Source organism: Methanolobus sediminis, assembly GCF_031312595.1.
Classification (GTDB): domain Archaea; phylum Halobacteriota; class Methanosarcinia; order Methanosarcinales; family Methanosarcinaceae; genus Methanolobus; species Methanolobus sediminis.
The window spans coordinates 1,128,874-1,142,063 of record NZ_CP133592.1; the positions used below are offsets into that span (position 1 = coordinate 1,128,874).

Sequence of the window (13,190 nt, forward strand, 5' to 3'; positions counted from 1 at the left end):
TTGTGGTACTGTCATAAGACACCCTGCCTATCTGACAGAAAAGTGCTCATGACCCTTCCAAGCTACCTTGGAGGGAATTCATACATACCACATATCCCATATAAACCTAACGTATTTAATTAATTTACTCTAGATAATAACCTGCAAATCAACGATCACATAATAAAAAAAGAACAAAATTATAAACAAAAGCAAAGCTACGCAAGATTTAACAATATAAGTGACATAGCAGTACTCACCCACAAAAATGCAAGAGGGATAAGCTTGCAATATAAGAAAAGAAACAATGTTCCAGATACAGGCGAAGTCACAAGAGTTCGCACCCCGCGTAAAGAAAACAACGAGATTCTAGCCACCGTGGAAAGCATGCTCGGAGCAAATCATGTAAAGCTCAGATGTATGGATGGCGTCGTGAGGATGGGCAGAATTCCCGGATCAATGAAAAAGAAAACATGGATACGGGAAGGAGATATTGTAATTGCAGTCCCCTGGGACTTCCAGAACGAGAAAGCAGACGTAATATGGAAATATACACGTCCACAGGTAAACTGGCTTGAGCGCAAAGGATACCTGAAAGGGTAAAACAGAACATGAAAAAAGAAGTTACAAGCAAAGTAAAACGCATTGATACCGAAGTCGATAAATCAAGGATGAGACGCAAAGACACTGACACTCTTAAAGTAAAAGAGAATGTCTTTGACGAACCAACCTTAAAGACCCTTTATACATTATCTAATAAAGGAATAATAGAAGCAATTGGAGGATCCATCAGCACAGGAAAAGAAGCAAATGTATTCCTTGCTGAAGATGCTGAAAAAGACATAGCTGTGAAGATATACAGAATATCTTCAAGCACCTTCAATTCAATGGAGGACTACATCCTCGGAGACCCGCGTTTCAGAAACGTGAGACATTCGAAACGCGACATAATATTTGCATGGACAAAAAAAGAACAAAGAAACCTAGTACGTGCAAAAGAAGCGGGTCTTAAAGTACCTGAACCCATTGTGGCAGAACGCAACATCCTAGTAATGGAATTTATGGGAGAGGAAGGAATACCCTACCCACAATTAAAAGACTATAAGATGGAAAAAGAGGCTGCAAAGGAAGCATTCAATACAATCATCAATTACATTGATCTCCTGTACAACGAAGCAAACCTGGTTCATGGAGATCTGAGCGAGTATAACATACTCATAATACCTGAAACAGACGAACCCGTATTCATAGATATGGGCCAGTCAGTTACCAGGGAACATCCGCGATCAATAGAATTCCTGATAAGAGATATCGAGAACATAGTACGCTATTTCAAAAAATATAGCATTAACGAAGATCCACACCAGCTGTATACATCGATCAGGAACAAAGAAGCTAAAAACGAAGAAAATGACCTATAACTTACAAAGGTAGACAATTATGACACATATCAAAGTTCCTAAAGACAGAGTTGGCGCAATAATCGGACCAAAAGGTCGCGTCAAACAGATAATAGAAGAGAAATCAACAGCAAGTCTGGATATTGACAGTGAAGAAGGAACTGTAGAGATCATACCAGGAGATGACCCGGTCGGAGCTATGAAAGCGGAGGATGTGATCAATGCAATTGCAAGAGGATTCAATCCTGACAAAACATTCACAATGTTCGATGATGACATGCTGATGCTTGAAGTCATTGACCTTTCAAAACATACAGGAACGCAAAAAGAACTGTTGCGCCTTAAAGGAAGGATCATAGGAAAAGGCGGCAAGACACGTGAAATAACTGAAAGGCTGATAGGCGTGAAAATGTCAGTCTATGGAAAGACAGTTAGCGTGATTGGCACTCCTGAACAAAATCAAATAGCCAGAACCGCAATTGAGATGCTCATTGAAGGAGCGAATCACGGAAGTGTTTACAGCTACTTGGAAAAGAAAAGACAGGAACTACTCCAGTCACAGCTTGATTACTATTAAATAAAACAAACCATTTAGAGATATACGAATAGTATATCTCACCAAAAATATTAAAGCTCTAAAGCCCTAATAACAATCGGAGGACAGATGAGAGGATATATCAACAGTTCCGAGATTAGGACATACACAGCTTTTGTACTGATTCTACTCCCAACAGCAGCCCTTTGTTATAAAGGACACATTGCACTGGGAACAATAAGTTCCTTTGCACTGATGATTATCCTTTTTGCCATGCTTCTTGGATCCATCGTTGATATCCCGTTGTTCACAACAAGATCCAAAAAACCTGAACAACTGTTCAGATATGCACCAATCCTTGAAGATATATATTCAGTGCCTGTCGTAAAAGAACTAAACATCGGAAAGGACAGGGTTTTCAATACAACAATAACCGCGAACCTTGGCGGTGCAATTATTCCTGCACTTGCAACAATATACCTCTTGCTGACACAACCAAACAACACAGCGCTGGAAATTATGCTCATTGTCGTAGTTGCAGTTAGCCTTCTTTCAGAAATGATGGGAGGAATCGGCCTCATAATCCCGGATTATATAGGCCTTATAGCATTACCATTCTCACTGATAGTTTCTCCCGAAAATGCCGCATCGGTCACATTCATTGCAGGAGTTGGCGGGATACTTACCGGAAATATAATCTCAGTACTCACGTTCAACAAAGAAAAAACAGGTAGCGCCTTTATCAGCATAGGCGGTGCCGGTACCTTTAAAGCAATATACCTGACAACAATTGTTGCCAGTTTATTATCATTCTTCGTCCATTGACATTTCAAGCCTCTCAGCCCTACGCTTTTCAATTCTGTCCTGCAGAACCTTTGAAGGAAGGTTGAGAGCCCTGTATTTGGCTATGCCATTGTTTGTGAACCTGAATGGCTGAGGCGTATGATCCAAACGTGTTGCCCTCATTTTCTGAACTGCCATCACAGGCATTGGAGTTGTATCAATATCATTTGTCTGAATGAAGTCAAGGAAAATAACACCATCTCCAAGGAAATCAAAGTCGTCATACTCCTTGACTTCTATCCCATGGGATTTCTCAGTAACAAGAATAGCAGTAGTCTGATTCTTCTTTAGCAAACGATGAAGTCCACGCCACGAAGATGATGTTCTGAAATCACTTGGTGCCGTAAGGATATTCATTGAATCAAAAACAACCCTTTCAGGTTTATGGGAATCAATTATCTCCATCATCTCTTCTGATGTCAGCATAGAGATTCCGAATATTTCAAGATAGCCATCATCGATGAACTTACCAACATCCCACCCAAATCTTGCAAAATGCTGAACTAATTGCTGCGCCCTCTCCTCAAATGAGAAAAAGATACATCGTTCACCATTCTTTACCCCCTCTATGAGATACTGCATTGAAAAAGTAGTCTTGCCAGTACCGGGAGGACCAGTCACAACGACGGCGAACCCTTTGGGAAATCCACCCTCCAGAAAATCATCCAATCCTGGTATCCCAGTTGGGACTCTCTTGATGATACGGTCAATATTCTGAGTATCAAGTTTGGCCTTGAAACGTGTAGAATCAAGATTGAGAAGTGCCTTTTCAAGCACAACATTCTTTGCACCAAGTTCTTTCTCGTATCGCTCAAGAACCTTAATAGCGTCTGCGCTCAACGTAGTATGAATAGGGAATTTGGTTTTCATCACACCACCATATGTACATAATATGCGATTATTATATTTAAAATGTTATGGTATTGTGAACACACATTCAAAATTATGAACATATCTATTCAGAGTCACCTGATGTAAAACCTCTGCCCGGAAGGAAATTTCCTCGACCCCTTGGTGCAATCAGGTCACCATCCCACACAAGTTCACCACGGGCAATAGTATATTCCGGGAAAATACCATCCATACCTTCATAAGGAGTCCATCCTGCCTTGCTATGGAGCTCATCACCCTTGATCTCAGTAACCTTGGAATGATCAACTATAATGATATCAGCATCATACCCTTCTGCAAAATTACCTTTTAAGAACCGATCTAGGCCAAATATCCTTGCAGGATTCTTACTTGTCACATCAATCATGCGCCCCAGCGGCAGAAGATTCCTTTTTACTGCAACAAGCATCAACGGGATCAGAGTCTCAACACCCGGAACTCCGGAAGGTGCACTCTTGATATCCACATCTTTTTCAGCCTCAGTATGTGGTGCATGATCCGATGCAACTACATCAATGGTGCCATCATTTAAGGAATTCAGCAACATCTTTACACTTCTGCGATCCCTCAGAGGCGGATTCATCCGGCCAAATGAACCAAGACGATCCCAGTCTTTGGTTGAAAGGAACAGATGATGCGGCGCAGCTTCACTTGTAATTGAGGGAGCAATGCCCTCTTTAGAATCAAGATAGCGTTCCTTGCGCAGAAGACCAACTGATTCCATGGCACTTATGTGACAGAAATGTGCCTTTATCCCATTTTTTCTTATCAGCTTGATTGCCTTCTCAACGGCAAGTGCCTCACAATAATTAGGACGTGCGCGGGAGTGAGAATCCGGAGCATAGTCATCCTTAAGGAAAGCCTCGCATTCCAGCCTGATCTTATCATCTTCCGCATGAATACATGGAAGCGCATCAAGCTGCTTCAGCACACCCAGTGCTTCATCAAGACATTTTTCATCAATATTGAGAGCACCAGTAGATTCTGCCATGAAGATCTCACCAAATGCAGTGGCGCCACTCTTCCATAACTCCGGAAGTTTTTCAATATTCCCAGTCACTCCACCATATAGTCCGAAATCAACTATAGAATTACGATTTGCGATCTTAAGCTTGTCCTTGAATGTCTTCTTATCAATAGTCGGAGGGATAGTATTAGGGTGGTCGATAACAGTAGTGATCCCACCAGCTGCGGCAGAGCAGGATCCTGTATACCAGTCTTCTTTTTCAATCAAGCCAGGGTCACGGAAATGGACATGGACATCAATACCAGCAGGAAGGGTAAGTGAACCCTTGGCATCAATGACCTGGTTCAACCGCTGAACATCTATCTCTTTTGCAATACGGGATATCTTTCCATCCTCAATAAGAACCTCTGCAGGTTGAAGATAATTGTTGACAAAGACTTTGGTGTTCTTGATAAGAATATCAGACATAGTGTCCTATATTCCTATTGAAGTATATGCTTTTTATGATAGAGCACTCAATGATAAAATATTGAGCAAATATATAGCTACATAGTAACTATATAGGCAATATATACGGCTATCAAGAATATAGTAGTATATATTGTACTTACATAACCCTTATGTATCGATTTTGTAATGGTTCACTGACAAGTTACGTAGAATCCATAACTAAATGGTGAACCAGAATATGATATCAGGAAAATTATTCAAAAACATTTCACTTTGTTTCGTGGTAATGTTAATTATTGCAGCTGCATTCATTGGAATCGGTTGTGTAGATAACGGAGATACAACTACAGAAGACACTGCAGCAGATGATGCAGCTACTGGCGCTACAGGAAGCATTATGATCAAAGGATCAGACACAGTACTTCCACTTTCACAGGCAGAAGCTGAAGAATTCATGATTGAAAACCCTGACGCAGACATCACAGTCATTGGCGGAGGATCAGGTGTTGGAATTGCAGCACTCGTTGATGGCGAAGTCGATATTGCAATGGCTTCAAGACAGATCAAGGACTCAGAAATTGAAAATGCAGAAGCTAACGGCATTTACCCTGTAGAACAGGTAATTGCATGGGATGGAATTGCAGTAGTCGTAAACCCTGAAAACCCAGTAACTGAACTCACTTTTGACCAGCTCAAGGCAATCTACAACGGTAGCATAAGCAATTGGGCAGATGTCGGCGGTGATGACCTTGAAATCACAGTAATCACCCGTGACAGCAGCTCTGGAACATATGCATACTTCAAGGAAGAAGTACTCCTTGATGAAGAATACCGTGCTGATGCACTTGTACAGCCAGCAACCGGTGCAATCGTGCAGGAAGTAGGACAGAACACAGGAGCAATCGGCTACATAGGTTATGCATACCTTGATGACACAGTCACAGCACTTGCACTTGATGGCGGAGATGGCTTTGTAGAAGCTACCCCAGAGAATATCATGGCAGGAAACTACCCACTTGCAAGACCTCTCCACTACTACACAGATGGTGAGCCAACAGGACTTACAAAAGAATACATAGGCTATGTGATGAGTACTGCAGGACAGGAAATAGTATCTGACGTAGGATACTTCCCAGTAAACTAAAAACAATACAGGTATCAGAGGAATAGATGTTAAATAGATACCTGAAGGAAAAGGGCATTGAGTCACTCCTCTTTGCATCCGGGGCAGTGGCAGTTGTTGTCCTTTTCCTCCTTTGTATATTTTTATTCCGCGATGGAGTATTATTATTTGAAAATTATCCGGTCACTAGTTTTTTAACCGACACTAAATGGTTCCCAACAGCGGACCCGGAACATTTCGGACTACTGCCACTGTTCCTTGGATCATTGATAGTAACTGTTGGAGCAATATTATTCTCAGTTCCACTTGGACTGGCAGCAGCAATATATATTTCAGAACTTGCTAATCCCAAAGTTGCCAATTTCCTTAAACCAATCACAGAAATACTTGCAGGAATCCCATCTGTGGTCTACGGTTTCTTTGGTCTTGTTATACTAGTACCAATTGTACAGAAGACACTGGGACTCCCAACTGGCCAGACGGCACTTACAGGTTCGATCATGTTAGGCATTATGGCTTTGCCTACGATCATATCCATTTCAGAAGATGCTATTAGTGCAGTCCCAAGATCTATCAAAGAAGGATCACTTGCACTGGGCTCCACAAGATGGCAAACAATATACAAAGTAACAGTTCCTGCAGCTCTTTCAGGAATATCTGCAGCTGTTATGCTTGGAATTGGAAGAGCGATTGGCGAAACAATGACCGTAATGATGGTCACAGGAAACTCAGCCGTAATACCAGGATTTCCCTCTGGCCTTTTTGAACCAGTCAGAACAATGACAGCAACAATCGCCCTTGAGATGGGAGAAGTCCCACAGGGAAGCGATCACTTTCATGCACTCTTTGCAATCGGTTCTGTACTTTTCATTACTACATTCATAATCAACATCATAGCCAACTATATAAAAAGGAGATATAGGTTCGACCTGTGATAACCATGTTTTCCAATGCAAAAACAAATGAAAAAATAGCCTTCGGGTTATTGAAATTAGCAACGGGACTGGTTGTTCTCTTTGTACTGGTAATCCTTTATTACATAGTATCCAACGGATACAGTGCCTTAAGTATCGAGTTCATTACTGAAATGCCAAGGCATAGAATGACAGAAGGTGGAATATACCCTGCCATAATAGGTACAACATACCTCATTATAGGATCAATAGCTGTTGCACTGCCACTTGGAATGCTTTCTGCTATTTACCTAACAGAATATGCAAAACCCGGGAAAACAACCTGGGCAATTGAAATGGCCATCAGCAACCTTGCTGGAACACCATCCGTCGTTTTCGGACTGTTCGGACTTGCAATGTTTGTAAAGTATCTTGACTTTGGCCCCTCAATCCTTTCTGCATCCCTGACACTTGCACTGCTGATACTTCCAGTGATAATCAGAGCTAGCCAGGAAGCGCTTCTCACAGTACCAAAAGAATACAGGGAAGCATCACTTGCACTTGGAGTTACCAAGTGGGAAACTATCAGAAGAGTAGTTCTTCCAGCTGCAATCCCTGGAATGATAACCGGAGCAATCCTCAGTATCGGAAGAGTTGCAGGCGAAACTGCACCAATCCTGCTTACAGGAGCAGCATATTTCCTGCCAAGACTCCCAGATTCAATTTATTCACAATTTATGGCACTGCCATACCACCTTTATGTGCTTGCAACGTCGGGCACCAACATTACCCAGACCAGACCAATACAATACGGTACAGCCTTGATACTGCTAATAATCGTACTAAGTGTGAACGTCGTTGCGGTAACTGTAAGATCACACTACAGAAAAAAGCTCAAAAGATAATCCAATCAAAGCCTAATTCAATATCAGACTAAGAGGATAACATATGCCAGAAATTTATGACAACGGGACCGAAATTGAGGTAAAGAACCTTAACCTCTGGTATGGAGATAACCATGCGCTCCATGACATATCAATCGATATCCCAAAGAATAGTGTAACCGCTTTTATTGGCCCATCCGGATGTGGAAAATCCACGTTCCTCAGATGCCTTAACAGGATGAATGATCTTATTCCCAGTTGCAGGATAGAAGGTAATGTCAATATTAGTGGAGAGGACATATACACAAAGGGTACAGATGTTGTAGATCTCAGAAAAAAAGTAGGAATGGTTTTCCAGAAACCAAATCCATTCCCAATGTCAATTTTTGACAACATTTCCTATGGACCAAAGATTCATGGTTTTAGCAAAAAAGAGATGCCAGCAATAGTTGAAAACGCCCTCAAATCAGGAGCACTCTGGGAAGAGATATCAGACAGGCTTGATGCTTCTGCACTTGACCTTAGTGGTGGTCAGCAACAGAGATTGTGTATCGCAAGGACACTTGCAGTTAAACCGGAAGTGATACTTTTCGACGAACCTTGTAGTGCACTTGACCCAATATCCACAAGCAAGATCGAAGATCTCATCCTTGAGCTGAAAAAAGATTACACAATTGTCATTGTAACACATAATATGCAACAGGCTGCCAGGATATCAGACTACACAGCATTCTTCCTGCTGGGCGACCTGATAGAATTTGGTAAAACAAACCAGATTTTTGAAAATCCTCAGAAAAAAGAAACAGAAGATTATATCACTGGCAGATTCGGGTGAAATTAAATGACAAGGGACTTATTTCAGCAAAATATGGGAACGCTTAAAGGATACATTATTGAAATGGGAAATTTATCCAATGAGGCAATACTCGGATCAATACAGGTACTCAAAACACATGATCCTGAACTTGCAGACCTGATTTACCAGGGTGATGAGATAATTGACGACTATGAACTGAAAGTCGAAAAATGTACGACACAACTGATAGCACGCCAGAATCCAACAGCCGGAGATATGAGACTAATAATTTCCTGCTTCAAGATAGCTATTGATCTGGAGAGAATGAGTGACCTTGCTGTGGATATTGCTAACGTTGCCAAATGTATGGAAAAAGAACATACAGAGCACCTGGACAATATTCTGAAAATGGCTGAAATATGTGATGAGATGCTACAACAGACAATCAAGGCCTTTGAGACACTTGACCATGAACTGGCAGCATCTACAGCCTTAAAAGACGAAGAAGTTGATAAACTATTTTATGGAACACAAAACAGGCTTATTGAATCGATGATGGGCGATAAAGCACTCATTACCAATGCATCACACCTCCTACTGGTACTCCGCTACCTTGAGAGGTTTGGAGACCATTCATGCAATATTTGTGAGAGTATTGTCTATATGGCCACTGGTCAGAGAGTCAATCTCAATTAATACCTAAAAATACAGCAATAAAGCCAAAATCACAGATTCAGAGCTTAGATTAAATAAAAAGCTTGGATTTTCACTTTTTTATTAAAGAATTGTTGTAAATATCTGAAAGAATCGTTTTTTACAAAAATAGATGAAAAATAGGAAACTACATGATACATTGACAATTATATATTAGTTAGAGAATCATTATAATAAACATCATTCGATGCAAAGCAACCAAAATGCATAATAAATGTATAAAATCATGATAAAAGATAAACAGATATTATAATCGGGGTGAACAAATGACGCGTACAAAGTACTATGAAAGTCTTGATAGTTTGAGAAGCGATGTGAAAGAAATGGGGATGTTGGCACATGAAGCCATTGAAAACTCAATAAAAGCCCTGGAAGAGCTTGATAAAGAGCTGGCAAAAAGTGTAATTGATGGAGACCAGCCAATCGACGATTATGAAATGAAAATTGAAAAATCAATATCTCAAATAATTGCACTCCAAAGCCCTACCGCAGGAGATATGAGATTTGTTACATCATGCCTCAAAATAGCAATAGATATTGAGAGAATGAGTGATCTTGCAGTGAATATTGCAGAGATTGCAGAAAGAATAGAAGGAGATCATGTCAAGCCTCTGGTAGACATCCCCAAAATGGCAGAAGTTGCCAGCGGAATGCTTGAACAGGCAATGATAGCTTTTGAAATAAATGATGCTAAACTTGCTGAAGCTACTGCGAAAAAAGATGATGAGATTGACCGGGCATTCTATGCTATTGAAAAAGAGCTCATAGAAATGATGGTAGCAGATGCTAGTATAATTACAAACGCATCACATCTTCTATTCGTGATCCGCTACATTGAGAGAATAGGAGATCACGCATGCAATATATGCGAAAGCATAGTCTACATTGCAGAAGCACAGAGAAAAGATCTGAATTAATCTTTAAATTGATAGAATGTTTAGAAATCAAACAGCGAACTCTGTGATTTCCTGTTCACAGGTGTTTGCTGGGTTTTTACTTCCGCTTCCTTTTGCTTAAACTTTTTAACAGGAGATTCTGGCGGCTTGTCAGAAAAGTCAAATAAACCTTTTTGCTTTGAATCATAGTCGAGGTTTGCCACATCCACTCCAAAAACACCCAGAATACGCTCTACCGGAGGCAACAACTGTTTTTTGATATAATAGTCCACATCAATAGGAATATTGTTCTCCTTTACGTATTCGGGATCTTCAGCGCGGTTCACAAAAAGGTCTTTGCCCGCTATGATAACAAAAGGAATACGTTCCCCCACAGGAGGAGGAGTTCCGGTTCTTTCTTCTATTTTTTCCGCCACAGTCAGATGAGGTTGTTTATTTTTATAGCTGGTAGCCTTCTTGGAGAACATACGAGTCATAGTCAAATCTTCGATTATATCAGAGTCATTCCTGACATCGATATTCCGTACACCATCAACCACTTTTCGAACATGCTGCACAGCAGCCTCTACATTACCTTCCTTAAGCACTAACTCAAGGATACGGTTAAGAGTCTTGGATGTGAGCTCACACCAATCCCTTCGCACCGTTTCCATGCCCTTTACCTTTATGCCACCTTTCCATTCTTCCCCTGACCTTTCAAATACCCATATTGCATAACGCTTCTTTGCGATGAAAAGAGCACGTTTTGCAATGGATTCAAACTCTAATTCCATCGGGTCGGGAAGAGAAGCTGAAACTGTTGCAGCGATCTTGCTGCCTACCAGACCGGCATCATCAAGAGAGATTTCCTTCTTGGAAGCACACTGAACAAACACACTGTCAGTATCACCATAAACTACTGACAGGGACACCACATGATCATCAGGTTCAATCGAGGGCAATTCTTCTGTAAAATAAGCAGAACCATCCTTCAGGATTACTTTGCTGATACCGCCATTAATAAGAGCACGTGTATTGAGAATATTTTCCCTTCCAAAACTGGTTACGGCATTTGCAAGAGTCAGACTGTAAAGTTTTGCACGAGTATATCCGGAATAACCATAAAAACTATTAAGCAGAATCTTCAGTGCAAGCTGTGTGGCATCAAGTACGCGATATTCGGATTCATCTGATGCATTTTTCATTTTCCTCTTGGTCTCAACCCTTCTCTGAAGCAGACTTTCAAGAATGGATGGCATTATACCCTTAGAAACATGTGCAGATACAAACTCACCGCCTGATGGAGGAACTATAGTTTCCCCTCCTGCAGGACGGTCTTGCTCCACAACAGTCGTATAACAGAGATTATGTGCCATCATAATAGTTGGATAAAGTGATTTGTAGTCAAGAATCACAACATTCTCAAGCAGTCCTTTTTTAGGCTCAAGTACTTCACCGCCCTTCAGACCCTCACTGCTGCGATTCCTCATCGCTACAAGTTCATCACTTGGCTTTGGAGGAATAACCCTACCCTGCTTGCCATATTCCCTTAAAAGAAGGTTATCAACCATTGAGGTCTGGCCACCGTCGACAACTTCCTGAAGAAGAGAACCGCTTACCTGAGCCACTGCTATATGCTTGTCAAGAAGACGAAGCTTCAGGATTAGTTCGATTGCAAGCTCTGAGTCCCTGCGCGCATAATCTATGAACTTTAGGAGCTTTTCACCATCATCTAGCCAATATTCTTCCATCTCGGATGGCGCAACATCCAATTTCTCCATGTCCAGTAACTCTTTTGCCACATTCCTTAGTGTATAGCGTTTAAGACTGTACTGACTCCTTATAAGTGGTAACGCATCCACAACAACCCTTCCAGGAATTGATACCATTGTCCTGTTGCCTATCTTACGGTAACTTAATACCCTGCCATCGCGTCCAACCGTTGGCCTGACAGATTCACCTGAATTGGAAAGGATGGCAACTCTGTCGGCAATATAAGGAATATCAAAATCATTTATGTTGTAACCTGATACAATATCTGCGTCATATTCCTGGAACAACTCAAAGAACCTGTTAAGCATCTGAGTCTCGGTATCAAAACTTATGACATCTTCCCCTGCGCCTTCTACTTTTTTGGATACCAGAACAAGAGTGTCATGTCCATTGAATGCAGGACCGAAAGACATACTTATCATAATGACGGGAGATGTCTCTGGCACAGGCATTGAACCATCTATAGGGAGGCATTCTATGTCGAATGATATATGCTTAAGTGGAGCAACGGAGAGCTTTTCAGTTTCTTTAATAGACGAAGCGGTGAATACTGAATCACAGTAAATATGATCATTAGAAAATGGAGTTTCCGAGATCTCCTCTGTAGTAACCCAACCCATCCCATGCAGGCCCATATCGATCATAAAACGGTTTCTGAATAGGATATCAGTCTCATATACTTCTTTGGCGCCCGGGAGATTAAGAACATCATCACGTATTTCTGGAACATTACGAGGTTCCATGGTAGTAATGCATAACATTGGTTTCTTTGACACCTGATAACCTACAGGCTCAAATTTAGGAACAATCTCTACCTTCCTGATCACATCAAACCTTTCTTTCAACATAGTGGCAAGCTTATCAAGCTCCCCCTCTGCATTCATATAGAAATAAGGTTCAAATCCCGGTACAAAACAGCAGACGCTTTGTCCGTCTTCTGCTCTACCAAAAAGACGGATAACAGGACCACTTTCATGTCCTATGTAATCAGCATCCAGTATCTGAAAGTTCATATGACTTACCTTACAGGCTTGCACCATATATGCTTTACGTTGTAATTAAAGAAA

General features: G+C 41.1%; 13 protein-coding genes. 10 read left to right on the forward strand and 3 right to left on the reverse strand.

All coding sequences use genetic code 11. The annotated features are described in order from the left end of the window. Positions 1-264 precede the first annotated feature (264 nt). From eif1A to RE474_RS05465, 4 genes are all read left to right on the forward strand, one after another. Positions 265-582 carry a translation initiation factor eIF-1A gene (eif1A, locus tag RE474_RS05450; RefSeq protein ID WP_309311957.1) on the forward strand — a complete coding sequence of 106 codons (318 nt, stop codon included), beginning with the start codon at positions 265-267 and terminating at the stop codon, positions 580-582. Between the two features lie 8 nt (positions 583-590). Then, positions 591-1,400: a serine protein kinase RIO gene (locus RE474_RS05455; protein WP_309311958.1), complete on the forward strand. Its 810-nt coding sequence runs from the start codon at positions 591-593 to the stop codon at positions 1,398-1,400. 19 nt (positions 1,401-1,419) lie between these two features. Further along, entirely contained in the window at positions 1,420-1,956 is a 537-nt protein-coding gene (locus RE474_RS05460; RefSeq protein ID WP_309311959.1) for a KH domain-containing protein, read from the forward strand. A gap of 87 nt (positions 1,957-2,043) precedes the next feature. Beyond that, complete coding sequence (locus RE474_RS05465; protein WP_309311960.1) at positions 2,044-2,739, forward strand: DUF1614 domain-containing protein; 696 nt, start codon at positions 2,044-2,046, stop codon at positions 2,737-2,739. Here RE474_RS05465 and RE474_RS05470 read toward each other — a convergent pair. Then, complete coding sequence (locus RE474_RS05470; protein ID WP_309311961.1) at positions 2,722-3,627, reverse strand: RAD55 family ATPase; 906 nt, start codon at positions 3,625-3,627, stop codon at positions 2,722-2,724. The genes RE474_RS05465 and RE474_RS05470 overlap by 18 nt on opposite strands. Before the next feature lie 85 nt (positions 3,628-3,712). Next, on the reverse strand, positions 3,713-5,083 hold the full coding sequence (locus RE474_RS05475; protein WP_309311962.1) for a dihydroorotase: 1,371 nt from the start codon (positions 5,081-5,083) through the stop codon (positions 3,713-3,715). Between the two features lie 268 nt (positions 5,084-5,351). Here RE474_RS05475 and RE474_RS05480 point away from each other — a divergent pair, with 268 nt between their 5' ends. The 6 genes from RE474_RS05480 to phoU (RE474_RS05505) all read left to right on the forward strand — a co-directional run bounded on the left by RE474_RS05480 (position 5,352) and on the right by phoU (RE474_RS05505) (position 10,392). Further along, on the forward strand, positions 5,352-6,209 hold the full coding sequence (locus tag RE474_RS05480; RefSeq protein WP_309311963.1) for a PstS family phosphate ABC transporter substrate-binding protein: 858 nt from the start codon (positions 5,352-5,354) through the stop codon (positions 6,207-6,209). A gap of 26 nt (positions 6,210-6,235) precedes the next feature. After that, the gene (gene pstC, locus RE474_RS05485; protein WP_309311964.1) at positions 6,236-7,123 is read left to right on the forward strand and encodes a phosphate ABC transporter permease subunit PstC; all 888 of its coding nucleotides are present in this window, start codon (positions 6,236-6,238) and stop codon (positions 7,121-7,123) included. Between the two features lie 5 nt (positions 7,124-7,128). Further along, on the forward strand, positions 7,129-7,986 hold the full coding sequence (gene pstA / locus RE474_RS05490; RefSeq protein WP_309312207.1) for a phosphate ABC transporter permease PstA: 858 nt from the start codon (positions 7,129-7,131) through the stop codon (positions 7,984-7,986). Between the two features lie 43 nt (positions 7,987-8,029). Continuing rightward, on the forward strand, positions 8,030-8,800 hold the full coding sequence (pstB, locus tag RE474_RS05495) for a phosphate ABC transporter ATP-binding protein PstB (protein WP_309311965.1): 771 nt from the start codon (positions 8,030-8,032) through the stop codon (positions 8,798-8,800). 6 nt (positions 8,801-8,806) lie between these two features. Next, the gene (phoU, locus tag RE474_RS05500; RefSeq protein WP_309311966.1) at positions 8,807-9,457 is read left to right on the forward strand and encodes a phosphate signaling complex protein PhoU; all 651 of its coding nucleotides are present in this window, start codon (positions 8,807-8,809) and stop codon (positions 9,455-9,457) included. Positions 9,458-9,741: 284 nt separating this feature from the next. Beyond that, a complete protein-coding gene (gene phoU / locus RE474_RS05505) occupies positions 9,742-10,392 on the forward strand; it encodes a phosphate signaling complex protein PhoU (RefSeq protein ID WP_309311967.1) in 651 nt (216 codons plus the stop codon). A 20-nt stretch (positions 10,393-10,412) separates the two neighbouring features. On the opposite strand, the gene RE474_RS05510 is transcribed toward phoU (RE474_RS05505), so the two are convergent. Next, positions 10,413-13,136: a DNA-directed DNA polymerase gene (locus RE474_RS05510; protein ID WP_309311968.1), complete on the reverse strand. Its 2,724-nt coding sequence runs from the start codon at positions 13,134-13,136 to the stop codon at positions 10,413-10,415. Positions 13,137-13,190 lie beyond the last annotated feature (54 nt).

Bases quoted from the DNA above. Each gene is read 5' to 3' on its own strand.
- RE474_RS05455 (WP_309311958.1), top strand. From the start codon at position 591: ATGAAAAAAGAAGTTACAAGCAAAGTAAAACGCATTGATACCGAAGTC.
- RE474_RS05460 (WP_309311959.1), top strand. From the start codon at position 1,420: ATGACACATATCAAAGTTCCTAAAGACAGAGTTGGCGCAATAATCGGA.
- RE474_RS05465 (WP_309311960.1), top strand. From the start codon at position 2,044: ATGAGAGGATATATCAACAGTTCCGAGATTAGGACATACACAGCTTTT.
- RE474_RS05470 (WP_309311961.1), bottom strand. From the start codon at position 3,627: ATGAAAACCAAATTCCCTATTCATACTACGTTGAGCGCAGACGCTATT.
- RE474_RS05475 (WP_309311962.1), bottom strand. From the start codon at position 5,083: ATGTCTGATATTCTTATCAAGAACACCAAAGTCTTTGTCAACAATTAT.
- RE474_RS05480 (WP_309311963.1), top strand. From the start codon at position 5,352: ATGTTAATTATTGCAGCTGCATTCATTGGAATCGGTTGTGTAGATAAC.
- pstC (WP_309311964.1), top strand. From the start codon at position 6,236: ATGTTAAATAGATACCTGAAGGAAAAGGGCATTGAGTCACTCCTCTTT.
- pstA (WP_309312207.1), top strand. From the start codon at position 7,129: ATGTTTTCCAATGCAAAAACAAATGAAAAAATAGCCTTCGGGTTATTG.
- pstB (WP_309311965.1), top strand. From the start codon at position 8,030: ATGCCAGAAATTTATGACAACGGGACCGAAATTGAGGTAAAGAACCTT.
- phoU (WP_309311966.1), top strand. From the start codon at position 8,807: ATGACAAGGGACTTATTTCAGCAAAATATGGGAACGCTTAAAGGATAC.
- phoU (WP_309311967.1), top strand. From the start codon at position 9,742: ATGACGCGTACAAAGTACTATGAAAGTCTTGATAGTTTGAGAAGCGAT.
- RE474_RS05510 (WP_309311968.1), bottom strand. From the start codon at position 13,136: ATGAACTTTCAGATACTGGATGCTGATTACATAGGACATGAAAGTGGT.